Genomic DNA, 24,082 nt, shown 5'->3' with positions numbered 1-24,082 from the left:
GTGTCTGAAACTCAGGGGGATTTCGGCGTGGGGATCAGCCCCAGGCGGTTGCCGACCTGCAGGATTTTAAAGCCCTCAATGCTATCGAAGCCGGTGGAGGCCCGGCATTGCGGGTGGTTGCTCAAGAGGTAGCGCTCGAAGCGGTGGTTCTGAGGTGCCCAGTTCTTAACGTGGGGAATGCGTTCAAAGCCGCGGGAGACGGTGTTGCAGCTCTCCAGAAAGCCGGAGCAGCTCTGGGTGTCGATCTCTTCGATTTCGCAGATATCGTAGCCCTCAACCTGGTCGAGGTTCGCCAGGTAGACACGGCTTGAAGCGGCCACGCGCGAGGAGGCGGTGGCCTCTTCGCGGCGAAGTTGCACGTCGCCGATGTATGGCGAGGGCGCGCGGGGATCGACAAAGGCGATGCCGGAGCGATGGTTGCGCTCGCGGGGACGGTCATGACGCATCTGCCAGCCGATGGCCCAGAGGGAGGCGTCGACAACGTTGAGCGGCAAGAGCGAGAAGTCGCGGTAAAGGGGACGGTCGCCGGAGGGCTCAAAAGGGCATTGGTTGAGGGCCTGCTCAAAGACCTCGAAACTCTGCGTGATGCGCCACATCTGCGCGTCTTCGGGGCGCATGGTGGCCCAGACGAGCTGGGTGGCGGCGTTGTCGGCGCAGCCGCCGGGGGCCGGAGCGCTGCCGCAGAGGACCAGGGCGACGCGGTTGTTGCGTCCGCGGTCCTCGTAGACCTCCACAAGCCACATCTCCTGGGCGGGGCCGGTGCAGATGGCGGGCAGGGGTTCTTTGTCGACGACCTGGCCGGCGACCTGGCGAAGATCTTCGATGACCTTCCAGTTCTGGGGGATGTACTCGAAGGGCTGAAAGTTCCAGCCCTGGTCGCCGCGGTGCCAGGCGCCCAGCGCATCAAAGCGAGGCGGGCCCTGCTCGGGAGCAACCCGGGGGAGGAGGCCACCGGTCTCGAAGATGGCGAAGCGGGGGGCGTCGTCACGGGTCTGCGGCAGCATGCTCAGCTGCTTGTCGGGGCGAGTGGCTGTGGTGTCGTCGGTATCGAGGAGATCGATGCGAAAGGCGATCTCGTTGAGCGGCATGGTGGTGATGTAGGGCAGGGCTTCCAGCGCCAGGGCGGCCTCAATGACGTAGCCCCCCTGGGAGGGGCGCGTGCTGGCAAATGCGGCTCCTTCGGCCAGCGGGGTCGAGGTGCGGTAGTTGGCCACCTGGCCAAAGGCGTTGATGGCGATGGCGGCGTCGGCGCGCATATCGAGGGCGCGGCGCATGCTCTCGGGGAGCGAGTTCAGCAGGGTGTCGAGCTCGGGGTCGCGCAGTGAGATGACCACGCCGTCGAGAAGATCCTGAGGGTGGGAGTCGACGATCTGGTCGTCACGCACCTCGATCCACAGATAGACGAAGCCCTCATCGGCGTCGATGGTCGCGCGGAAGCTCGCGTCGTCGGGACCGCGCCAGCGGGTGGTGCCTTCGACCAGGTTTAAGCGCTGATCGAAGGTGCGCAGGCCGCTGAGATCCCAGCCTTCGGGTTGGGCGTCGATGGTGCGGGAGGGCTGGGCGGCGGCCTCCGGGACCATGTAGAGCTCATCGGGGCCGGCGGCGGGGCGCTCCACCGCGCGGCGCGGGGCGTTGGTGGGGGCGTCGAGGATGTCGGTCTTCTGGCGCTCGGCCTCGGCCATGGCGAAGGGGTCGACGGCGACCTTCTGAGAGGAGCCGCAGGCAGCCAGAAGCAGCGCGGCACCCAGGGGCAAGAGGGCGCGGCGGTCGCAGGGGAGGCTCAACGAGCGAAAGATCGAGGGTGTCATCAGCGGGCCCGGGGCATCGTAGCGGGGTCAGAGCGTTTGTGGCGGCGACTTTAGCAGCCGGTGCGTGGCGGGTTCAACGCCCGGAGGCGTCGTGCAGCCGGGCGATGAGCGTGTGCAGGGCGTTGAGCGCCTCAATCGGAGTCAGGGCGTCGGGGTTGAGCTCGGCCAGCTGGTCGAGAACCTCGCGCTCCTCGGGGGCCATGGCGGCGCCGGCGGCGGCGAAGAGCGTGAGCTGGTTGGGGTTGTGGCGGCGCGTGGGCTCGGGAGTGGCCCCCGGGGTGCGTCCGGGGGTGGGCAGGCCCATCTCGTCAAACTGGCCCGCTTCGAGGTTTTCGAGCACGCGGGTGGCGCGCTCAACGACCGCCGGGGGAAGCCCTGCAAGGCGTCCGACCTGCACGCCGTAGGAGCGGTTGGCCTGCCCCTCGACGAGTTTGCGCAAAAAGATGATGTCTTCCTGCCACTCTTTGACGGCGACGCTTAAGTTGATGACGCCGTCGAGGGTGCGCGTGAGCTCGGTGAGCTCGTGGTAGTGAGTGGCAAACATGGTGCGCGCGCCGATGACGTTATGCAGGTGCTCGGCCACCGCCCAGGCGATCGAGAGGCCGTCGAAGGTGGCAGTGCCGCGGCCGATCTCGTCGAGGATGATCAGCGAGCGATCCGTGGCGTTGTTGAGGATGTGCGCCGTCTCGGTCATCTCGACCATGAAGGTGGACTGGCCGCGGGCCAGGTTGTCGCTGGCGCCGACGCGGCTAAAAAGCTTGTCGACCACGCCGATATGCGCGCTTCTGGCGGGCACGAAGCTGCCCATCTGGGCCAGGAGCGTGATCAGCGCCACCTGACGAATGATGGTGGATTTACCGGCCATGTTGGGGCCGGTGATGATCAGCAGGCGGCCCGCCGCGCTGTCGATGGTGACGGAGTTGGGCACAAAGCGCTCCCCGGAGGCCAGCGTCGTTTCGACCACGGGGTGGCGGCCGTCCTCGATCGTGAGGAGGGTGCCCTGATCGAGGGTGGGGCGCACATAGTCGCGGCGATGGGCCAGCTCCGCCAGGCCGCTTAACACGTCGAGGTCGGCCAGACCGTCGGCGCTGTGCAGCAGGCGTCCCAGATGTTCGCCGACCTCACGGCGCAGGGCTTCAAAGAGCTGGTATTCGAGCGATTTGCGGCGCTCGTCGGCGCCCAGGATGCGTTCCTCCTGCTCTTTGAGTTCGGGCACGAAGTAGCGCTCGGCGTTGGCCAGCGTCTGCTTGCGGATGTAGCGATCGGGCACCAGGTCGAGGTTCGCGCGGGTGACCTCGATGTAGTAGCCAAAAACCTTATTGAATTTGATCTTGAGGCTGGAGATGCCGGAGCGTTCGCGCTCCTCGCGCTCAAAACGCAGCATCCAGTCTTTGCCGTTGTGGGAGAGGTCGAGGAGCTCATCGAGCTCCGGGTGGTAGCCCATCTTGAAGAGGCCGCCCTCGGTGAGCTGGGTGGGAGGCTCGTCGAGGAGCGCGCGCTCGATATGCGCGCAGAGATCGGCGCAGGGGTCGAGTCCATCGGCCAGGTGCTTGAGCAGCGCCGGAGACTCGGGGGGGAAGATCGCGGCAATGCCCGGGATGAGCGCCAGCGTGCCCTGGAGGCTCTTTAAGTCGCGGGCGTTGGCCGTGCCGGCGCTGACCCGACCGCAGAGGCGCTCAATATCGTAGACCTCGTCGAGGGCCTTTCGCAGATCGGCGCGAAGCGCGGGGTTTTTGACCAGAAACTCAACCGCGTCGAGGCGCTCGGTGATGCGCGTCGGATCGATCAGCGGGTAATTCAGCCAGTGGCGAAGCCGGCGGCCGCCCATCGCCGTCATGGTGCGGTCGATGATGCTTAAGAGGCTGCCCGTGCGTTTGCCGCCCATCAGGGTCTGGGTCAGCTCGAGGTTGGCCTTGGTGGACTCGTCGATGACCAGGAAAGACTGGGCGCGGTAGGGGCTCAGTCGCTGGATCACCGAGCTGACCCCGCGCTGGGTGTCGATCAGATAGTTGAGCAGGGCGCTGATAGCACCCTCGATCAGCGTCGGGGTCATAAACCCAAAATCGCGGCCGGTTTTAAAGAAGTCCTCGACCTGCTCGGCGCTCAAAAAGTAGCCGTCGGTGCTCAGGTCGTCGGCCAGGCGCACGCCGTCGCCCTGGCGAGCGCGCAGAGCGTCGGGATCAAAGTACTCCGGGGCGCGGGGGCGCATAAAGACCTTGCCCAGGCGCTCGGCGTGGGGCTCCAGGAGCGCGAGTCCCTCTTCGCTGAGCAGAAGCTCTCTGGCCTCGGCGCGATCGAGCTCCGAGAGCAACTCGCTTAAACCTTTGAGCTCGGTGGCCCGAAAGTCCCCGGTGGTCACGTCGAGGTACGCCAGGCCCACCGCCGAGTCGGCTGTGGGTTGGTCGGGGAAGTAGGCCGCCGCCAGGTAATTGGGGGCGCGGGCGTCGAGGTTGTCCGTGTCGTGCTGCACCCCCGGGGTGACCACGCGGACCACGTCGCGTTTGACGATGCCGTCGGCGTCTTTCGGATCCTGGATCTGCTCGCAGATCGCCACCGAGAAGCCCTTCTCGATGAGCTGGGTGATGTAGGTCTGCGAGGAGTGGTAGGGCATGCCCGCCATGGGCACGGCGTCCTCGCCCTTACTGCGCGCGGTCAGCGTGAGCCCCACCTCGCGAGAGACGACCTGGGCGTCTTCGAAAAACATCTCGTAGAAGTCGCCCAGGCGGAAAAACAGGATCGCGTCCGGGTAGCGTGCCTTGACGTCGAGATATTGTTGCAGCATCGGCGTCAGCTTCATCGACATACTCTAAATAAGGGGGGAAATTGGGGAGGGACCGAAGGGCGCGGCACCATAGCAAGGGGGCCGCCGAAGTCACAACCCGGGCCGCAGAGGATCGCAGGGTGATCGCGTCGGGGCGTTGTGGGGCGGGGGAGGGCCGAGGGCCCCGGAAGTACCAGCGACGAGCATGGGAGGCGCGTGAATCGGCAACATCTCGTAAGAGCGGGGCGAGGGGAGGGTCGATGCCCCCGGGTTTGGTTCTGGCAGACGAAAAACGATGGCGTGTCGCAAAACACCGCGCTCCGGTGGTGGGGAATCGATGGGCTGTCGGAACAGCGCGCGCCAGACGTGGGAAAACAAAAAGGGGCCGCTCGATCCCAAAAGAGGGATCGGGCGGCCCGGTAGGCATGCGCCATCGTTAGAAAAACTACTCGTCGCTCAGGCGGAGCTGCCAGGTGTTGACTGAGAAGGCCGCCCAGCGATCGCTGCTGAAATCGGCGTAGCTGAAACGATCGAAGTCAAAATCGTCGATGCGCAGCCCGTAGGCGACCACGTAGAGGGTGCCCGGCTGGTAGGGCTCGGGGCGCTGATCGGCGGGTAGATCCGAGAAGTCGGGGAGCTCGGGGAGCTGCACGACGCGCTCATGGCCGGGGACGACAAAGGTCCAGACCGGCAGGCCCTGGGCGTTGCGGACGACGATGTAGAAGAGGTCGGGCTCGGCCACGCCGTCGAGGCCCAGCCGCAGTTTGCCATCGGTGACAAGCCCGCCGGAGGCCGGTGAGACCGGCCGGGGCACGGCGACAAGGGGTGGCGAGGTGGCGCTGGTGGCCCATGGCGAGATGGTTTCGAGCGCGATCTGGGAGTAGGGAACCCCGCCGTTGCGGTAGGACCCGGCGAGTACGGCGTAGGTGATGTCGCTGAGGATACCCTCGGCCGCGGGGAAGCTCTGAAGGCGGATGAGGCTCTCAAGGGTGGTGCGGTCGCCAAAGAGGCGCACATAGCCCTCGTAGCCCAGGTCCAGGTAGCCGATGGCGCGGTTGGTGTTGGGGCCATCCGGCGAAAAGATCGGGTCGACGAGCTGCACCGCCAGAGAGCGGTTGAGGGGGATGTTGCACTCCAGATCCACCTCAAGCTGCTGGCCGTCTCCGACGAAGAGGTAGCGCTCGATGCCCAGGAAGAGGGGGGTGAAGGTTTCGGTCTGATCGTCGAAGTGGCCGCAGAAGGCTACCAGCGCCATATCGCCGGTGCGGGTGGTGATCTGGAAGTTGCCCTCCCCGCCAGCGATGGAACCGCGCAGGCCCGGGTTGATGGTCGGGCCGGTCATCGAGCTCTGCGAGGTGCGCACGCGGGTGAGGTTGACGTTGAGCGAGCCGTCGATCTCGCTGTCTTTGCCGGTGACACGCACCTCCCCACGAATCACGCCAATCGGGGGATAATACCCCCCGCCGCCACCCTCGCCCTCTGCGGGTTCAATGGGGCTGAGGATGACGGTGATATTCTCGGCGTCGACCTGGTGGGTGGTCACCGTTGAGAAGGTGGGGGCGGTGGCGGTGATGACCTGCGGGCCGAGCACATCGGGGCCGGAGAGGGTGAGCTGCCCAAAGCCGTTGGTGCGGCCTTGATACGGGGTGTCGGCGCGGGTGGAGAGCATCACGAAGGCGCCGGCGATGGGCTGACCATCGAGGGTTAAGACGGTGATGTTGACCGCGCCGTTGACAGGGGCGCCGCTCGCACCGCCAAAGGTGCTCAGGGGGTTGAAGTAGGTGAAGGGGTAAGGCGCTTCGACCGGTTGGCCCTCGACGCGAAGATCGAGATCGTGCGGACCGACGGCGTTCGCCGGGGTGCGGAAGGTCAGGGTGTTGGGGCCGGTGCGCTCAAGCTCTGTGACGGGGCGACCGCCCAGGGTCAGCGCTACATCGCCCTCCAGTCCCTGACCCTGCAGGGTCACGAAGGTGTTGCCCGCGATGGCGCCGCGGGTTGGATAAAAGGACCAGATCTCGGGCTCGCCAACAAAACGGTACGCGTCGGGAAGGGTGGCGTCGCGCTGGCCCTGGCGCACGCGCACATCGACCACCGAGGGCGCTGCAGCCGGGGTGGTCACCTCCAGGACGGTGCTGTCGATGAGGGTGAAGGCTGCGGCCACCCCGCCAAAGTCCACCGAGCTGACCTGGTCGAGGCCTTCGCCGCGAAGCTTCACGACCTCGCCACCCGCGCTGCTGCCCTGAGCCGGGGTGACGCTCTCCAGGGTGAGGGTCGGGAGGTAGTCAAATGCGTCGGGCAGGGTGTCGATAAGCGTGGGGCCCTGATGCAGCGTGACGTCGACCTTTCCTGGCGAGCCCGGCGGGGTCAGCACGAGCGCGTGGGTGGGGCCGGTGGTGAGCAGGGTTGCGGGCTCTCCGCCAAAGCGCAGCTCGGTGCCGGGGGCGTCGAGTCCGCGCACCGCGACGCTCACAAGCGTGCCGCCGGCGGCGTCGCCGCGCGCTGGCGAGAGGCCGAGGAGCGCCGGAGCGCTGCTGTCGTCGTAGTGGTAGGCGTCGGCCAGAAAGTCGGCGCTATGCCCGTTGAGGATTTGAAGGTCCGCCGGACCGGCAGCGCTGGCCGCCGGGGTGCGCACCTGCACGGTGCCAGCCGCCGGGTTGACGGCCTCCACCATGGCGGGGCGGCCGTCAAAGCTCACCTCGGTGTCGTCGGTGAGCCCCTCGGCGGTGATCGTGACCAGCTGGCCGCCGGCGGTGGGGCCGCTGGCGGGGGAGATGGAGAGGATCGCCAGCTCGTTAAAGTAGGTCAGAGCATCGGTCACGCGTGTGCGGGTGTCCGGACCGACGAGCTCGACGGTGGCAGCGCCTGCAGGGTGGGGTGGGGCGATAAAGCGCAAAAGCTCATCGGAGATCACGGTGACGCGAGGGGAGGCGCGCTCGCCAACGTTGATCGCGAGCTCGGCGGTGAAGCCGCGGCCGCGGGCGGTGACCTCAATGCCACCGGTGGTCGGGAGCACGCTCGGGCTGAAGCTCTCGACCTGCAGAGGGTCGGCGTAGGTGTAGCCGTTGATCAGCTCCACCGAGTCGCCCTCCAGGTTGAAGGCGCGCACGGTGACCGGGCCGGTCGACGTGGCCGGTGGTGTGGAAGCCACGAGCTGGCCGCTTTCAAAGCGCGTCTCCAGGGGCTCGTCGTCGAAGAAAATCTGCGTCTCGGAGGTCAGGCCGCTCCCTTCAAAGCGCACCGGGGTGTTGCCGGCGGTCGGGCCGCGGGCGGGAATCACCGCGCTGAGCGCGAGGTCTTCGTCGAACTGAAAGTCGCCCGAGTCGTCGGGTGGAGGCCTGCGGCCGCCGTCATCCTCGGCGTCGGACGCGTCGGAATCGTCGATGACATCGCGATCCCCGGCGTCGTTGCCCGCATCGGGGTACGAGGTGTCGGCCGGGTCGTCGATCGGATCAGGCTCGACGTCATCGCCGCAGGCCGAGCTCCATACCATCACGCTCAAAAGGATGCTCACGAGCACCAGCGCTCGCCAGGCAGGGGGCCGTGGCGTCGAGACATGAGGTTGGGGAAATGGCAGCACGGTGACTCCTTGGGATCGCTCAAAAGGGAGAGGGCGCAGCGACACGCCGCCGCCCTCCCGCGCACTCCGACCAACGTGTGAGGGCGCCAGAATTGTTTCCGGGCGAGTCAGAAGGTCATCAAGACCTCGTTGACGGCGACCCCTTGCCAGTCGCCGTTGAGAACGGAGTAGGCGAAGTTGTCGGCGCTCACGCCTTCTTTTTTGATGCCATAGACCACCAGGAAATAGGTGCCGCCGGGGTAGGGCACCGGGCGCTCTTCGGGGGGCAGGTGCGAGAAGTCCGGGAACTCCGGGAAGCGCAGCCCGGTGGCCTCGCCGGCGACAAAGGCCTCCCAGACGACGGTGCCCTGGAAGTCTTCCAGGAAGACGTAATGCAAATCCGGCAGCGTGCTGCCGATGTGCTCCCACTGCACCAGCCCGTTGGCGGGGCGGCCGCCCTGGATGGGGGTGATGAAGTCGAGCGGCGCGGGAAGCGCGTCGAGGTCGTGGGTGCGAGCAAGCTCGGTGAGCTCGTAGGCGTACGTCTCCACAAGGGGAAGTCGCCCGTTGTTGTCGATGCGGGCTGTCACGCTGTAGGAGGCATCAGCAAGCTCGCCACGCAGGTTCGCGATGCGGTCGGCCTCAATGAGGTCTTCGGTGGAGCTGTAGCTGCGCATCGGGCCGAAGACCCCGTCGTAGCCCAGGTCCAGGTAGAGGTTGACCCTGTGGGTCGAGGGGCCCGGCTCAAGCACCGGCGGGGCGATGAACTTAAAGCGCGTCGAGGCGTTGAGCGGAATCGTCAGGTCGATGTCGACCTCGTAGCTCTGGCTGTCGGCAGCGAAGAGGTAGCGCGCCAGTCCCATGCGCAGCGGGCGGAATTCCTGGGTGCGTGTGTTGTAGAGCCCACCCAGCGCCACCAGCGCCAGATCGCCTACACGTGTCGTGATCTCAAACTCGCCCTCCTCAAATATCACCGAGTTGGACCCCGGGCTGGGGATCTGCGCGCGCATGGAGGGACGGGTCGAGAAGACCTGGGCCATGAGGATCTCGTCGGGGTCGGGGATGCCGACCTTGTCGAGCCCCAGGACCTCCCCGCGGAAGAGCGCGGTGGGAGGCCCGGGGGGGAAGCTGCCGTCACCATCGGAGGAGGGCGGGTGCAAAAAGAGGGTGATGTTCTCGGCGTCGACGCGCTGAGCGGTGGCTGCCGAATGCTCCGGGGCGGTGGCCGTGACGGTTTGTTCGCCATAGACGTCGGGGCCGGAGAGGGTGACCATCCCGGCAGCGTTGGTGGCGCCGGTATAAGGGGTGTTGGCGTTGGTGGAGAGCATCACAAAGGCGCCTTCGACCGGGCGGCCATCGTGGGTGAAGACGGTGACGTTCACCGAGCCGTTGACCGGCGGGCCCCAGGCACCGCCGAAGCGCGCGCCGGGGTTGAAGTAGCTGAAGGGTTCGGGCGCCACGGCCTCTTGCGCGCCCTGTGTGGCGCGAACTTCGACCTCGCCAGTGCTTCCGGGCGGGGTGCGCAGCGCGAGGGTGTTGGCGTCGATAGGCGTGATGTCGGTGGCCGGTGCGCCGCCGAAGGTGAGCTCGGTGTCGGGAGCAAAGCCCTGGCCGCGCACGATGATGTAGGTGTTTCCGGCCACCGCGCCGCGGGTGGGCTCAAAGCCCCAGATCGCCAGGTCTTCGGTGAAGGTGAAGGCATCGTCGAGGGTGGCGCGGGCGTCGGCGCGGATGAGATCGAGCGAGGCCGGGCCGGGGGCGCCGGGGCCCACGTGAATGGTGAGGCTGGTGTCGTCGTGGACCGTGAAGTTCTGGGACAGGCCACCCAGGCGCACCTCGGTGGTTCCTGTAAGGCCTGCGCCGGTGAGGGTGAGGGGGTAGCCACCGGCGATGTCGCCGCTTGCGGGAGTGAGCGCGTCAAGGGAGAGGGGCGCGCCGTAGGTGAAGGCGTCGGGAAGGACGAGGTCAGGCTGGCCGTCGGCGCTCAAGCTCAGGTCCACGACGCCCGGAGCGCCGGGGGGAGTGAGCACGCGGACGAGGTTGGCGCTCTGCTCCACGAGGGTGGCAACCTCGCCGCCGAAGCTCACCTGAAGACCGGTCGCGTCGAGGCCGCCGCCGAAGATCAGGACTTCGTCGCCGCCCAGGCTGCTTCCGGAGTCGGGGCGCAGCGCGTCGACGCCGAAGGTGCTCTCCGAGCTCAGGTAGTAGAAGGCGTCGGCCAGATACGCCCCGTCGCCCTCAAGCTCCACACGCAGATCGACCGAGCCGGGGGCACCACCGGGGGTGCGCAGGGTGGCCGAAGAGCCGTCCGAGGCGACCGCTTCCAGCGTGGCCCGAGCGTTGTCGAAGTAGACCTCCATCGTCTCGGCGAACCCCGCGCCGTAGATCGTCACAAGCTCATCGCCTGCGGCATCGCCGTAGGACGGCTCGACACGCCCAAGGTCGACGGACGCGACATAGAGCAGAGCGTTCGGGGCGGTGAGCGAGGCGTCCGGGTTGGTCAGCCGAAGATCGGCCGGTCCGGCAATCCCCGGAGGCGCGATAATGCGCAAAAGCTCCGAGCTGATAAACGTATGACGAAGCGCGGTGTTGCCACCCAGGCTGACGCGAGTCTCCGGCGAGAATCCGCGGCCACGCACGCTGAGTTCGGCGCCGCCGGAGGTGGCGATGCGAGCGGGTTGCACCGACGAAAAACTCAGATCTTCGAAGTAGGTAAAGCCGTTGACCAGGGCGTCTTCGCCCAGCACAGGGTCGATCACACGCAGGGTAGCCGGGCCGACGCCTGCACCCGGAGGCGTGGTGCCGGTGAGCGCCCCGTCAATCAGGTCGACCTCCACGTCGACAATATCAAAGAAGACGCGGGTCTCTTCGCTAAAGCCCTCGCCGCGCACAACAAAAGGCGTACCTCCGGCCAGCGGGCCGCGTGCCGGGGTGATGCTCTCCAGGAGCACCTCGGTGGGAGGAGGTTCGACGTCGGCATCGGGCTCAAGGTCGGTATCGGGAGTGAGCGGGCCGGTGTCGTCGGAGCCATCAGGCTGCGTGTCGGCGTCGAGGTCGGCGTCGCTCGCGTCGGGCTCGACGTCGGGGGCGTCTTCCGGGTCCGAGGTGTCACCGGTGTCGGTGACATCCACATCAGCGAGCCCACTGTCGGCGGGATCTTCGACGACGTCGTCGCCGCATGCGCCCAGCAGGGCGACACAGAACGCCAGCCCGATCAGCTGGCGAAGAGGGAAACAATGATGGCGCATGAGTAGACAGCCTTAAAGTGAGCAGGGCCCGGGTCTTGCACAGGGCACCGGGCCGAGGTGAGCACGGGCTCGGAGTATAGGCCCGGGTAGAGGTGAGTTCAAACTCGCCAGAGGTAGCAAGGCATGCGAGGTCGGTCGTGATCGACAACCCGCTCATGGTCTGGCATCGTGTGCCGCAGTGAGCCCCCGGCCCCAGATCAGGTGATTGAGGCGAGTGATGAGCCAACGCAAAGATCGTTCGAGGCGGGTCAATGTCACGCTGATGTATGACACCGGCGCAAGGCCCGATGATGCGTGGAAGAGCGGGCGGTGGATCATTCCCGCGGCGCTCTCCGGGGCGATGCTCGTCGCGCTCTTCACGGTGAGCGAGTGGCTGGCACCTTCGGTGCCGGTGATGGCATACCTGCTTTTGGTGGCATTGCCGGTGCTGGTGGTAGCCGGAGCGCAACAGCGTGTGCGGGAGTTCAAGAAGATGCTGCCGGTGACGCTGGTGGTGATGAGCTTCGGGATTCCTTTCCTCGCGTGGAACGCCGGTCCTTATCGGGCGTTGATGATGATGTTTTCGGGGGATCTTCTGGGCATCGACGCCCTGGTGCGGGGAAGCTCCGATCGTTCGGAGCAGGTCGCCACGCACGCCTGCACCGCCATCCTGGAAGGCTCAAGTGAGCTTGTAAAAAGCCGCCTGCAGCCGGTGCTGGTGCTACGCCCGACGGTCGCTTCGAGCTGTCTTGAGCAGGCCGAAGGCGCGCACCCTGAGATGGTGCTCAGCCTGGGGCGCTACCTTCACGAACAATGGTATCAGGGGTGGATGAGCCCGGAGGTGGTCAGCGAGAAGGCCAGCTGTGAGGCCGCCGATGCCTTTGCCTCGATTGCCCGGGTGAGCCGTTCACCGGCGCGCCCCCACCTCTTAAGTTGCGCGTTGGGAAGCGGACATCCAGGCGTGGCGGGCTGTTGCGCGCAGGCGGTAAGCGCCGAGAGCATCGATCGCGTGGAGATTGACGGGGCGATCGAGCCTCAGGTGGCCGAAGGGCTTTTTGAGCTTCTGGCCGAGGCGGTCGATGTGCCCGCGGCCACACTGATGTCGCCCGGTCCTTTTAGTGAGACGTTGAGTTGGGAGGCGGCCGATCTTTTCCATTGGACAACGCGTCTGGGTTGCGAGCTGGTCGGGAGCAACCGCCGGCCGGAGGCCATCGCCGAGGTGCTCTCCAGGAGTGTGCAGACGCAGTGCGGCCTGGAGATCGACAGCCCGCTCTACTCCTATGCCGGTGTGGCGATGATCGGGCGCACCTGTGAGGGTGTGGCGGACACCGCGCCGGGCGAGCGGGTCGATGTGGTGCCCTGGTGCGAGTCGGCGCGTGAAGCGGTGCGTCAGTCGGTGATCGACAACGCGATGTTTGCGGTCAATAAGGCGCGCACCGCCTATCTGGTCGACGGGCTGGGAGGCTCGATTGTGCGGGGCGATGCACGTCGCAAGGCCCTGGGTCGACGCCAGGGGCCGATCACGGTTGAGGATCTGTATGAGCCCCGGCCGGCAGCGCCCAACGGTGCAGAACGCCAGAGGTTGGGGCGGCCCGACTGGGCGTTTATGAGCGCCGAAGAGCAGCGCCAGTATGATGAGCTCGAGTCGGCGCGCCCCCGCTCCAGGCGCGCCATCTCCCGTGACCTTGCCGGCATGCGCGAGCTGGGAGGTGGCTCAGAGGAGGCCGCTGCCGCTGCGCTAAAAAGCCTGCAACGCGTTCAGGGTCCGCGTCCTCACTAAAGGAAGTCTTGATGTCGTTGCGGCCCTCCAGCCCGATCCAACTCTCTTGCCAGATCGCGCGTGTGGATGAGGCGATCGGCCCCGTGCGCTGGCTCGCTGCGCGTTGCGAGGCGTTACAAGAGCGGGGTCTGATGTGGTTAAACGATCGGTCAGGTGTGTCAGTGTGGCACAGTGTAGGACAAAGTGGTTGTTTTTTGCTCCAACTTGAGTACCCCAAGTGGGTTGGCCTCGTCTTTGCAGAAGACCCGGCCGTCAGCGCCAATGAGGCGTTGTCGTTGCCTGAGAGCTCGACCCGACCCGTGACGTCTGAGGATTGAGATGAGTGGCCCACACCCCCAGGACTTGAACACGCAAGATGCCCGCCGTCCGCGCTGGATCGAGGCGGCTGTGGCGTCTCTGGGCCACGTGATGGCCACGGGGCTGGTTGCCCTGGCGGCCCTTATGGTTGTGGTTGGCCCGGGCCACGTGCGCGCCCTTCTGGAGGTGGAGCTGGCGCAGGGCTGGGTGCCGGAGCGCTGGCTTGGCCCGGTCGCAGCTCACCTTGTGCTCTCGGCGCTGGTCTGGGCCCTGATCGTTGCCGCTGGCCGCGCCCTTCGGGGCTTCAGCGCAGGGGCGCGCTCGCCACGTCTGGTGCGCGCCCGTGGCGCGGTGGCCACCGAGACGCTAATTGTGATGCCCGTGCTCCTGCTTCTGGTCTTCGGGTTGGCCCAACTCGCCGTGGTGAATATCGCCGGGATGTTGGCCAACTACGCGGCGATCCAGGCGGGGAGGGCGGTGTGGGTGTGGCACCCGGAGACGCAGCCCCTCAACGATCAGAGCGCGCGCCGCGGGGTGAGCGAAGAGATGGTCATCGATCATGCGCGCGCTCAAGCGGCTGCGGCGCTGGCGCCGGTCGCACCCGGCGACCACCAGATGTCGAAGGGGGAGGGCTCGGCTGTGCTCGAGCGCATGCGGGTGATGATGATGGCCAGCCAGATCGAGAGCCCGCCCAACGACTCCGGTCGTTTGGTCGGGGAGGTCGGTTTTGAGGCGGCCACCAACGAAGATGCGGCCTTCTGGCGGGCTCTGGATGGCTCGTCTTTTCCCGAGCGTACCTCCCGCAAGATCACGTTTGCTTTTCTGGCCACCGACGTCGAACTCGTCAGTCGGGGGGATGAGGTGGGGGCCAGTCTGACCTACCGGCATTATATCGCCTTCCCGCTCGTCGGCGCGATCTTCGGCGAGCAGTCCAGCGTCGGGGGGCGCTCGGGATCGTTCTCGGCAATCACTCGTGAATTCCTTCTCCCCGCGCAGGTGCAGCCTAATGCTGAAACTCCGGAACTCTGAGTTGCCCCGGCGCCTGCGCGCGCTGGACACCGAGCAGGGTGGGGCGGTGTTGCTCTTATGTCTGGCCGCGGTCCTCATCCTGATGCTGATGGCCTGGGTGGTCATGGACGCAGGTCAGGTCACCCGCGATAAGATCGAGGCCCAGACCAGCGCTGACACCGCTGCCTACAGCCAGGCTTCGGTCAAGGCTCGGGCGATGAACATGCTGGCGTTCTCCAACATCGCAAAGCGCTCCATTGTGGGTGTGCACGCGATCTACGAGAGCATGTTTGCCTCGTACGGGATGTGGGTGATGGCGCGCTACGCGGAGTGTCAGGCGCAGTCACCCTCCTGCGACATCGAGGAGCTGGCCCGCAACCTGGAGCTGTATTGGAAGGAGGCGGACAACGACTACAGCACCTACGGTGATAACGCCGACTACTACCAGGCTGACATGCGCGCGTTGGATAATTACCAGCGCTACATCAGCGATATGGCCCCCTGGTGGGGCTGGACGGAAGGTGTGGTTCGGGCGCAGCGCAACGGCGCGACGATGGCGTCGAGCTTCCCGGTGCCTCAGGGGACGCCACGCTCGGGCATTGAGGGGCTTCCTCAGCAGATTATCAACGCTTCAGGGCGGCAGGTTCCCTTCAACTTTCTCTCCACCGTCGATCGTCTGCCCGCTCGTCCCGGCGAGTTCTGGGCGAATATGGTGGACGAGGGGATGTATGACCGGGAGACCTGGAAGTGGGAGCATCGCCTCAACACCGATCGCCACCGGGAGCGCTCGGAGCTCGGTGCGGCCAACGCCGGGGTGATCCAGCGCGGAGCGACCGCACTCTTTAGTTTCGGGCTTCAGCGCACCGAGGAAGATATCGGTGAGTTTGGACGCCCCTGGCGCCTTTCTTTCAATGGCAATGAAGCGCACTGGCTGCGTGATACGTCCAACATCACGCTGACCTACCACGCCGAGGCCAGCTACTACGACGAACGTCGAGAGAAGTTCACCGTGCCCGCGCAGGACTACCACTACGACGATACGATGCGCTCCTACCGCCCGGAAGGTTACTGGGGGATGGCCCGCTCGGAGATTTCGTTCCAGGGGGAGGGCGCGCCCACGATGTGGGAGGCGGCATGGACGGCCAGAATGCGGCCAGTGGCGCTTCCGCGGGAGTTTGAGCAGGTGGGCTTCGACTTTAACGCCCTCTACCACTCCAGCATTATTCACTTGAGCGCCAGCGCCCGAATGCAGGGAGCCAGCGGCGGCAGCGAGTTCTTTGACGACATGGTCTACATGGAGAAGGTCAGCCGTGGCATGGGCCAGAGCACCATTGATGGGGTGAGCCGATGAATCGATGGATGCGGGCGATGCTGGAGCGTCGGGTGGAGCTGCTCTGCGGGGATGAGCGCGGCACGACGTTGACCGAGTTTGTGATGACGCTGCCGATCTTCATCACGGTGTTTATCGCCATCGGTCAGCTGGGCGCGGCGGGGCGAAGCTCCACAGAGGCCTGGGGTACGGCGTACCGTCAGCTCTGGTATGAGGCGATCCCGGTGAGCAAGGAAGTGAATCTGGCGGTGAATGCGAGTGATCTCGCTCAGGTGCATGTGCACCCGACGCCGGCGGGGGCGCATGCGTTGCTCAAGGTCAACGAACAGCCCCCGGTCAACGACTACACCATGCTCGGGCCCCGGGTGCGTATGCAGGAGACGCAGACCTACGGGGCGATGGCCAGCGCCGGGACGTTTGGGGAGTCCAACGCTCGCACCGCGCCCTCGGCCGATCACTTTAAGTTCGCCGGTACCGGCTCCCACCGCACCGGAAGCGCCTCGGGTATTATCGGTGAGAGCGATTTTGCGCATGATATGGTCAATGACGCGCCCTCCCGGGGGAACTTTCAGCTGGGGGCGGGCCAGGGGCCAGCCGGAGCGCTGGGGCACGGGTTTGGTTTGAGAGCAGTGCTCGGCGCGGGCAATCGCTACGGCACGGCGGTCTCGCTGGTCGAAGATGAGATGGAGATCATGGGCTGGCGTGTGCCGATGAAGGTCTATTTCAACACGCTTGTGGCGCCGTCACCTGTGCAGGGCGACGGGGCCTCCACCGCGATCAGTCGCCTCTCGCTGGGGGCTCATGAGCCTTATGGCGAACTGCTGGGCATCGCCAGTGAGCAGCCCTTGCCGGGGCCCGCAGCGCCCTCGGTGCCCGAGCTGGACTGAGCTGGACTGAGCAGGCCACCCATCGCTCGGGGAGCCTGCTCGGGGACCTCGCCAGCCAGGCGGTGATGCCATAGCCCCTCGCTCAGGAGTGTGGCGCTTCGTCGCGGCGCGCGAAAGCATCGAGCAGGGTGGGCAGATAGAAACTCAGGTGGGGAAACTCGATCCCGTGGCGCGCCAGCGCCGCGGTGGCCTTGCGGGTATCGTAGTGGGCCGGGTGGTTGAAATACGCCAGTGCCTCCTGAGGAACCCCGGTCCAGGACTCGAGCTGAGTGTTGGCCAGAGCCTTCTCCACCCAGGACTCCGGCACGCTGCCCACGGCCGGGTTGCGGCCCATATGTTCCAGGGTGCGTTCGATGATGTCGCGAGAGCGCATTGGGTTGGGATCGGCCAGCTGAAAGACCTGCCCCTCATTGCCCGCCTCGTGGCCGAGCGCGGCCAGCGCCGCCACCAGCACATCGATGGGCACGATGTTCACCTTTGCCTCGCCGCGTCCCACATTGGGAATAGGTAGCCACTCGGGAAGGCGCTCCAGGAGGCCGAAGACGTAGTAGGGCCCGTCGAATTTTTCGGTTGCACCGGTGCGCGAATCGCCCACGGTGATGCCCGGGCGAAAGATGGTCGTGGGGATCTCCGAGGCGCGGCGCTGCACCTCGACCTCGGCCCAGAACTTCGTTTCTTCGTAGTGGTTCTTAAACCCCTGCCCCAGGTCGAGCTCATCCTCGCGGAAGGTGCCACGGCGATCGCCGGAGACGTAGCAGGTCGAGACGTAGTTAAGGCGCTCAAGGTTTGTGCAGGCCTCGCAGAAGTCGAGCACATGGCGGGTGCCGCCGACGTTGACCTTAAAGGCCACATCCCGGGGAACAGCCAGATCGTAGATGGCCGCCAGATGCCAGACCACGCCCACCGTCTCGCGCAGGCGCTCGTGGTCGGCTTTGCTCAGCCCTAACGCTTCGCGGGTTATGTCTCCGCGCACCAGGCGCGCGCGCCCCTGAAGTGAAGGGTACTCTTCGATGAGCCTGGCCAGGCGGCGAGAGGCCTGCTCAAACTCCGAGGCCAGCACCAGAAGGTCGAGCGAGGCTTCCGTGTGTTGGGCCAGCGTCTCGACCAGGTGTGTGGCAAGAAAGCCCGGGAAACCGGTCATCAGAATGGGGCGATCGATCGTCTCGGGGATCGTCATAGCTGCTCCGTGGCGCGGGGGGCGATGTGGCCGATTCGCGCGTGAAGGCGGCAACCTAGAAATGGCAGGCGCGGGTGTCAATGTGCGCTCGAAGCTCGGCGTGCGAACAGGCGGATTGACCGCATGGTTAGTGGTCGAGTCGGGGGTGTGCAGATCTGTCACACCTTGCCGGCGGCGCTGGGGGCTCAGGTCCACACGATGGTCCCGGAGTCAGCGGAACTGACCGATGGGTAAGTGTCTGTGCGGGTGTGTGCGGGGTTGTCCTACATAAACTTACCTGTGCCGTCATCCCCCGACATGGCGCGAGATCAGGGCTTCCGGCCGAATTATTGCGTTCCTCTTTTGCCGCATCGGTACACTTCGTGCACACTCACCCCACGGTGCCAGTGGCGCGGCCAGCCCGGACTCATCGGTGTGATTTCGGAGCCGCTCTAACGGAATTCGACTCAACAGAGGACGACACAATGGCGAGGATGGTGACGAAGATGTGGCCGGCGATGGGGCTGGCGCTTCTGGCGTCGATGGTAGCCGCAGGTTGCGGCTTCAACGACGGATTGGATCTTGATGATACCGTGGAGGTGCGGGTTCAAGAGTTGAGCTCTTTCTGTTCGGTTCAGGTCGAGGGGCATGGTGCGGTAGATGTGGAGGATGACTACCTCCCCAGCGTCATCGCCTGTGAGAACGGCAACGCGCCGATGGAGGCGCTTAAAGCCCAGGCCGTGGCCGCGCGTACCTACGCGGCCTTTATCGTGGAGGCGGAGCGTCGTCCCCTGGTGCCCACCACCCGCGATCAAGTCTATAATTGCTCACACGCGCAGGTTGAGCAGCGTCACCGCGACGCTGTTAATGCCACCCGAGGTCAGGTCCTGACGCATAACGGCCGCCTGGCTGCGGCCTTCTATGTGGCCGGGGCGATTCCCTCGACCAACAGCTGCCGCCCGGCGCGCGGTGACCGTGATCCGACGAATACCGAGAAGTGGGTCACCTACAACCAGGGCCGCACCGGTTCGGGCGTTCGTGGCACCCCCCTGGGAAGCCTCGCCAACCCGGCCAACCGGGGCGCCAAGAGTCAGAACGGCGCGGCTTGTCTGGCCACTAAGGGCTGGGACTACAAGCGCATCCTGCGCTTCTATTACGGCGATGATATCCGTCCGATGGTTCCGCCCAACAGCCAGTGCGCTGAGAGCGGCGAGCATCCTCCGGCCAGCGGTGACGTCTGCTCCGGTCTGAGCGCGGGTGGTTCCAGCAAAGACGCCTCCTCGAACACCCCCACCTGCACCGATTCGAGCCAGGCCGTTCAGATCCTTCCTCGTTCCGCCTGGAACGCACGCGCGCCGCGCTACAACACTCCCGTTCACACGCCCAACCGCATCACAGTGCATCACACCGCGACCGCCAACGGGATTGCTGACGGTGCAAACGAAGTGCGTAAGATTCAGCAGTCGCACTTCAACCGCGGCTTCCACGACGTGGGCTACCACGCCGTCATTGCCCATGACGGCACCATTTACCAGGGAACCCCGGAGAACAAACGTGGTGCTCACGTCGGCAACCAGAACACCGGCAACCTGGGCGTCTCGCTTCTGGGGAGCTTCCATCGGAGTACGCCACCTTCTGACGCTCAGCTCAAGAGCCTCTCGCGCCTGCTTCGCCACTGGAGCGATAAGTACAACATCCCCATGGACCGCACCCAGATTAAGGGCCATGGTGAGCGCGCCGCCACCCTTTGCCCGGGGCAGCAGGTGACGAGCCGCTTTGACTCGATTCTGGCGAACGCCAAAGCCGACGCGGTCTGTGAAGGTGGCGACAGCGCCGAAGAAGACGACGGCCAGGATGTCTCCTCCTACCGCTACGTCCGTGTCAGTGGTGTGGACCTGAACCCCACCAACAGCGACAGCCCGCTCGACGGTTATGAGGTCGACGCGATTTACGTTGAAAAGGCCGACGGCACGGTGGTCAATGCCGCCAGCGTCGCCTGCAGCCCCGGGGTTCAGAACGCCAGCGCCGCGCTCGGTGCCAGCGACAACACCAGCTGTGAGAACCGCGCGCAGACCGCCGCCGGCGTGCCCCCGGGAGCCGACCTCATTGTGGAACTGCAAGAGCCCGTCAAGAAGGGCGACGTGCTCTATGTGACCCAGGCTGGATACCCGGTGGCGCTCTCGGAATGCTCGCCAAACGGCACCGCCAAGATCAGCCTCTCCAACGACGGCTCGATCTGGAAGGTTCTCGACTCCGCCGCGCAGGGTAACCAGCGCTGGACGCTGGGCACCGAGCACTTTGTCTACGATGAAGGCGACGAAGCTGAAGGCCCTGGTGGCGGCGGGCTGGAGTTCATCGTGCCGCGTGCCGGCCACTGGTACCGCCCCGACATGACTTTTAAGGTCGTGGCCAGCGACCCGCGTATCGTCAAAGTCCGCTACGAGGCGGAGCACGACAACTTCCACCTGGGCACCTCCGGGGATCGCGCGTCGAACTTCGAGGAGGGTTACACCTACGAGTTCTTCGGTGAGCGCGTCATCTTCGCCATCGGGCTCGACGCCAGCGGCCGCGAAGTCGCTCGCCGTGAGGTGCGTGTGACGATCACCGACTTCGATGGCACCATCCCCGAAGATCGCCGCGCGCTGCCTTATTACCCCGATGCCAATATCGATTCTGCGAAGGCCGAGCGCCTGGCCACCGAGGGGGCGAAATGCCAGGCCTACTCCGGTGGACCGCGCTGCTCACCGGGTAATAACAGCTACAGCCTTGGCCGTTGCTGGGGTTATGCGGCTGCAGCCCTGGGACGCGCTGGCATCAACTGGACGCCCCTGGCAAGCGCCGGTCCTTGTTCGGCGGCGACGGTACGCGGTTCGGCCTACGGCTTCCGCTGCAACGCCGACGCGAACCCTGATGTGCTTCGCTCGATTGGGATGCAGAAGATCGATGTCCCCACCACCGAGGCTCCTCGCGGGTCGCTGATTGTGTGGGATAAGGGATGCATCGGTTTCCACGCGATCCACGGCCATGTGGAGATCGTGACCCAGCCCGGGATTGCCTGCTCCGACTTCTGCGGACGGATTCGTGGCAACGCCCCCCACTGTGCCAGCGTCTATGTGCCGATCAACTGAGCCAACACGAGGTCTAGTGATGCGAACCAATAGCGAACAACGAGTCTCCCGGCGCCTGCGGGCGCTGGGGCGAGCCCTGGCCATCATCGCGCTCTTGAGTTTGAGCGCGGGCTTCAGCATCGGCTGTGACCGTCAGAGCGTGACGATTCACTCCGACAACCAGCCCGATACCGACGTCCCCGATGAGGATCCCGATACCGGTGAGGATCCGCTCTCGGAAGACGACGAGAAGATGATGGACGATGACGCCGAACACATCGAAACCGGTCTTCTCAGCGGCTCCTGGCGCGTGGCGATGACCGAAGGCGATGCGCCGGTGGCCTACTTCGACATCTTCCACGACCAGGGTGCTTCGGACGCTCAGGGCACCTACTGGATGATGGACGGTCTCTCGGAGATGCTTGACGGCCTCTCCGGCGATTTGAACTCGGTGGAGTTGCAGGGCGATGATCTGACGATCACCTTTAACCCCACCACCGATCTCGACGAACTCTACACCCTGACTCTCAGCCGAGATAACGACGATCTCTTCACCGGGTCGATGACGGCGGTCAATAACCCCAACGAGTACGAGATCACCTTCGGGCGCCGGATCTTCGAAGACGACACCGACGCTCAGTAAGAAGGTCGCGACGTTTGCGCCCTGATACACGCTGTGAATAATGAGGGCCCCCTGGCGGTTGATTCTCGCCAGGGGGCCCTTCTTTTTGTTCTGCCCCCCTTTTTTGCCCAACCTTTTCATTGAGCAAGCGAGCCTTCATGAGCGCCCCCATCGCGATACGAATTCAGGTCCCCCAACCCCAGACCCACCTCATTGAGGTGGAGATGCGCGTGATGGCGCTCTCCGACGACTCCGAGCTGATCTTGCGCATGCCGGTGTGGAGCCCGGGGAGCTATCTGGTGCGGGAGTATGCGCGCCACGTCCAGCGCTTTGCGGCCTTTGATAAAGATGGCGAGCGGCTGCGCTTTGAGAAGATCGACAAGACCAGCTGGAAGATCGATGTGGCGCATGTCGACCAGGTCCGCGTCACCTACCAGGTCTACGCCCATGACCTGACCGTGCGTACCAACCACGTTGATACCAGCCACGCCTTCTTTAACTGCGTGGCCACCTGCATGTATCCGGATGGCCGGCTCGACGATGCGATCGACCTGCATATCGTGCCGCCGGAAGGGTGGGAGATCTTCTGCGGGCTTGCGCCGGCCGAGGGCTCGAAGACGTACTTTGAAGTCGCCGACTTTGATGAACTCTTCGACACGCCGGTGGAGCTCGGGCCGCACCCCTACTTCGACTTCGAGGTTGAGGGAGTGCCTCATCGCTTTGTGATGTGGGGCGTGAGCAACGCCGATATCGACGCGCTCAAAAAGCACGTGCCTGAGCTTGTGAAGGTCAACGCGAGGATGTTTGGCGAGATCCCTTACGAGCGTTACGTCTTCATCAACCATCTGGTCGACGGAGGCTTCGGCGGGCTGGAGCATCGCCACAGCAGCGTCAACATGTTCGACGCCCGGGGCTTCGATAAGGTCGAGCTGGATGAGGATGGCAACCTGGGCAAAAAGTATGGGAACTTTTTGCGCCTGCTCTGCCACGAACATTTCCACGCCTACCACGTCAAGCGCCTGCGACCTGAAGCGCTGGGGCCCTTTGACTATCAGCATGAGAATTACACCCACGATCTGTGGGCGGTCGAAGGCGTCACCAGCTACTACGACACCTACAATATGATGGGCACAGGTCTGCTCTCGCCAGCGGCCTATGTCGAGTTGTTGGAGAAGCGGGTCCTGGAGCTCTCACAGCACCCGGGGCGGCTTCTGCACTCGCTGGAGATGGCCAGCTTCGATGCCTGGATCAAGTTCTACCGCCCCGATGAGAACACCCGAAACTCGACGGTTTCGTACTACCTGAAGGGCGAGCTCGTGAGCTGGATGCTGGATCTGTGGATCCGCACGAAGACAGGTGGTGAGCGCGATCTGGCCGATGTGCTGCGCAAGCTCTACCGCGAGCATTATAAAGCCCGTGATGAGGGCTATCCGCGAGGCGCGTTTGAGGCTGCCGTCGGGGAGATCAGCGGCGCAGACCCCACCGAGTTTTTCGATCGCTACATCCGCGGCACCCACGAGATTGCCTGGGAGGAGTTTCTGGCACCGGTGGGGCTGCGCCTTAAGCCCGTGCACGATGAACGGGGCGGGGCGAGCATCAAGGCGGTGACGCGAGCTGAGGATGATCGGCGCGTGGTGCGTGAGGTGCTCGGCGGCGGCCCTGGCGAGCAGGCCGGGCTGTGTGCGGGCGACGTGTTGGTGGCCATCGACCGTTGGGAGGTGGCCGAGCGTGACCCCGATGAGCTTCTCATCGACTATGAAGAGGGCGACGTGGTCGACGTGCATGTGTTGCGCCGCGGACGCCTTCACACCCTGACGATGACGCTGGCCAAGCCCGGCCCGAAGTCTTACAAGCTGGAGGTGCGCGCGGACGCCTCGCAGAAGGCACGCGAGCTTCGCAAAGGTTGGCTCGGAGTGGAGACGTGGTGAAAACACAACGACACAAAGGCGCGGCATGGCTGCTGGCGCTGGCTTTTATGGCTCCGGCCTCGGCTGTGCTGGCTCAAGACGTGGCGCGCAGTGCCGATGAGGTCTCGCGCATGACCCGCGAGATCTCCCAGGAGATCTACAGCCCGTATTGCCCGGGCAAGACCCTGGCGATGTGCCCCTCGGCCAACGCCGGAGTGGCGCGCATGGACATTCAGAAGATGGCCAGCGAGGGCATGGAGAAGGATGCCATTAAGGCCGAGCTCATTGAGCGTTTTGGCGAAGACTTTGAGGTGGTCGAGCCCCCGGCGGAAGACAATGCCAAGCTCCTGGGCTCCATTGTCGTTGGCCTGATCCTGGCTGTGCTCGCCGTGGTCGCGCTGGCACGTCGCCGTATGGCCGGCGATGGACACGTTGCTGACGAGGATGGGCCATCGAGCTCGATGGAGCCCATCGACGATGAAGATGGCTACCTCGATGAGCTGCGCGATGATTATTTGAGCTAAGCATCGAGCGCTCTAAAGACGCCGCAATGCAACAAAAAAACCGACGCAACGCGTCGGTTTTTTTGTTGGTGATGCGATATGTCGGGCTTGTAAGGGGTTGGTTTTGTTCGTG

At 65.1% G+C, this 24,082-nt stretch carries 13 protein-coding genes; 8 read left to right on the top strand and 5 right to left on the bottom strand.

The window, feature by feature from the left end; translation table 11 throughout:
• Positions 1 to 11: 11 nt before the first annotated feature.
• From EA187_RS10115 to EA187_RS10100, 4 genes are all read right to left on the bottom strand, one after another.
• Complete coding sequence (locus tag EA187_RS10115; RefSeq protein ID WP_127780189.1) at positions 12 to 1,808, bottom strand: DOMON domain-containing protein; 1,797 nt, start codon at positions 1,806 to 1,808, stop codon at positions 12 to 14.
• A 73-nt stretch (positions 1,809 to 1,881) separates the two neighbouring features.
• Positions 1,882 to 4,605 (bottom strand): DNA mismatch repair protein MutS, encoded by a 2,724-nt coding sequence (gene mutS, locus EA187_RS10110; protein WP_206524248.1) that lies wholly within the window; start codon positions 4,603 to 4,605, stop codon positions 1,882 to 1,884.
• Positions 4,606 to 5,014: 409 nt separating this feature from the next.
• Positions 5,015 to 8,146 (bottom strand): IPT/TIG domain-containing protein, encoded by a 3,132-nt coding sequence (locus tag EA187_RS10105; RefSeq protein WP_127780187.1) that lies wholly within the window; start codon positions 8,144 to 8,146, stop codon positions 5,015 to 5,017.
• 107 nt (positions 8,147 to 8,253) lie between these two features.
• Positions 8,254 to 11,373: an IPT/TIG domain-containing protein gene (locus tag EA187_RS10100; RefSeq protein ID WP_127780186.1), complete on the bottom strand. Its 3,120-nt coding sequence runs from the start codon at positions 11,371 to 11,373 to the stop codon at positions 8,254 to 8,256.
• 217 nt (positions 11,374 to 11,590) lie between these two features.
• Here EA187_RS10100 and EA187_RS10095 point away from each other — a divergent pair, with 217 nt between their 5' ends.
• The 4 genes from EA187_RS10095 (at position 11,591) to EA187_RS10080 (ending at position 16,654) form a co-directional block, all read left to right on the top strand.
• Complete coding sequence (locus EA187_RS10095; RefSeq protein ID WP_127780185.1) at positions 11,591 to 13,132, top strand: hypothetical protein; 1,542 nt, start codon at positions 11,591 to 11,593, stop codon at positions 13,130 to 13,132.
• A 318-nt stretch (positions 13,133 to 13,450) separates the two neighbouring features.
• Positions 13,451 to 14,458, top strand: coding sequence for a TadE family protein (locus EA187_RS10090; RefSeq protein ID WP_127780184.1), 1,008 nt, complete (start codon positions 13,451 to 13,453; stop codon positions 14,456 to 14,458).
• Positions 14,436 to 15,788 carry a pilus assembly protein TadG-related protein gene (locus EA187_RS10085; protein WP_115603810.1) on the top strand — a complete coding sequence of 451 codons (1,353 nt, stop codon included), beginning with the start codon at positions 14,436 to 14,438 and terminating at the stop codon, positions 15,786 to 15,788. The genes EA187_RS10090 and EA187_RS10085 overlap by 23 nt, the downstream gene beginning before the upstream one ends.
• Positions 15,785 to 16,654, top strand: coding sequence for a hypothetical protein (locus tag EA187_RS10080; protein WP_127780183.1), 870 nt, complete (start codon positions 15,785 to 15,787; stop codon positions 16,652 to 16,654). The genes EA187_RS10085 and EA187_RS10080 overlap by 4 nt, the downstream gene beginning before the upstream one ends.
• A gap of 82 nt (positions 16,655 to 16,736) precedes the next feature.
• Here the strand turns inward: EA187_RS10080 and EA187_RS10075 are convergent, their stop codons facing one another.
• Entirely contained in the window at positions 16,737 to 17,831 is a 1,095-nt protein-coding gene (locus tag EA187_RS10075) for an SDR family oxidoreductase (RefSeq protein ID WP_127780182.1), read from the bottom strand.
• A gap of 464 nt (positions 17,832 to 18,295) precedes the next feature.
• Between EA187_RS10075 and EA187_RS10070 the strand changes: the two genes are divergently transcribed.
• The 4 genes from EA187_RS10070 to EA187_RS10055 all read left to right on the top strand — a co-directional run bounded on the left by EA187_RS10070 (position 18,296) and on the right by EA187_RS10055 (position 23,970).
• Positions 18,296 to 20,938: an N-acetylmuramoyl-L-alanine amidase gene (locus EA187_RS10070; RefSeq protein ID WP_127780181.1), complete on the top strand. Its 2,643-nt coding sequence runs from the start codon at positions 18,296 to 18,298 to the stop codon at positions 20,936 to 20,938.
• Between the two features lie 19 nt (positions 20,939 to 20,957).
• Entirely contained in the window at positions 20,958 to 21,560 is a 603-nt protein-coding gene (locus EA187_RS10065; protein ID WP_127780180.1) for a hypothetical protein, read from the top strand.
• Between the two features lie 137 nt (positions 21,561 to 21,697).
• Positions 21,698 to 23,467, top strand: coding sequence for a M61 family metallopeptidase (locus EA187_RS10060; protein ID WP_127780179.1), 1,770 nt, complete (start codon positions 21,698 to 21,700; stop codon positions 23,465 to 23,467).
• Complete coding sequence (locus EA187_RS10055) at positions 23,464 to 23,970, top strand: cytochrome c-type biogenesis protein CcmH (RefSeq protein WP_115603816.1); 507 nt, start codon at positions 23,464 to 23,466, stop codon at positions 23,968 to 23,970. Before EA187_RS10060 ends, EA187_RS10055 begins: the two co-directional genes overlap by 4 nt.
• The last annotated feature ends 112 nt before the right edge of the window (positions 23,971 to 24,082 follow it).

Source organism: Lujinxingia sediminis, from assembly GCF_004005565.1.
GTDB lineage: Bacteria > Myxococcota_A > Bradymonadia > Bradymonadales > Bradymonadaceae > Lujinxingia > Lujinxingia sediminis.
Note: the sequence above shows the minus strand (reverse complement) of the source record. Positions and strands in the feature narration are given on the sequence as shown.

Bases quoted from the DNA above. Each gene is read 5' to 3' on its own strand.
- EA187_RS10115 (WP_127780189.1), bottom strand. From the start codon at position 1,808: ATGACACCCTCGATCTTTCGCTCGTTGAGCCTCCCCTGCGACCGCCGC.
- EA187_RS10070 (WP_127780181.1), top strand. From the start codon at position 18,296: ATGGCGAGGATGGTGACGAAGATGTGGCCGGCGATGGGGCTGGCGCTT.
- mutS (WP_206524248.1), bottom strand. From the start codon at position 4,605: ATGAAGCTGACGCCGATGCTGCAACAATATCTCGACGTCAAGGCACGC.
- EA187_RS10090 (WP_127780184.1), top strand. From the start codon at position 13,451: ATGAGTGGCCCACACCCCCAGGACTTGAACACGCAAGATGCCCGCCGT.
- EA187_RS10065 (WP_127780180.1), top strand. From the start codon at position 20,958: ATGCGAACCAATAGCGAACAACGAGTCTCCCGGCGCCTGCGGGCGCTG.
- EA187_RS10100 (WP_127780186.1), bottom strand. From the start codon at position 11,373: ATGCGCCATCATTGTTTCCCTCTTCGCCAGCTGATCGGGCTGGCGTTC.
- EA187_RS10060 (WP_127780179.1), top strand. From the start codon at position 21,698: ATGAGCGCCCCCATCGCGATACGAATTCAGGTCCCCCAACCCCAGACC.
- EA187_RS10095 (WP_127780185.1), top strand. From the start codon at position 11,591: ATGAGCCAACGCAAAGATCGTTCGAGGCGGGTCAATGTCACGCTGATG.
- EA187_RS10080 (WP_127780183.1), top strand. From the start codon at position 15,785: ATGAATCGATGGATGCGGGCGATGCTGGAGCGTCGGGTGGAGCTGCTC.
- EA187_RS10075 (WP_127780182.1), bottom strand. From the start codon at position 17,831: ATGACGATCCCCGAGACGATCGATCGCCCCATTCTGATGACCGGTTTC.
- EA187_RS10085 (WP_115603810.1), top strand. From the start codon at position 14,436: ATGCTGAAACTCCGGAACTCTGAGTTGCCCCGGCGCCTGCGCGCGCTG.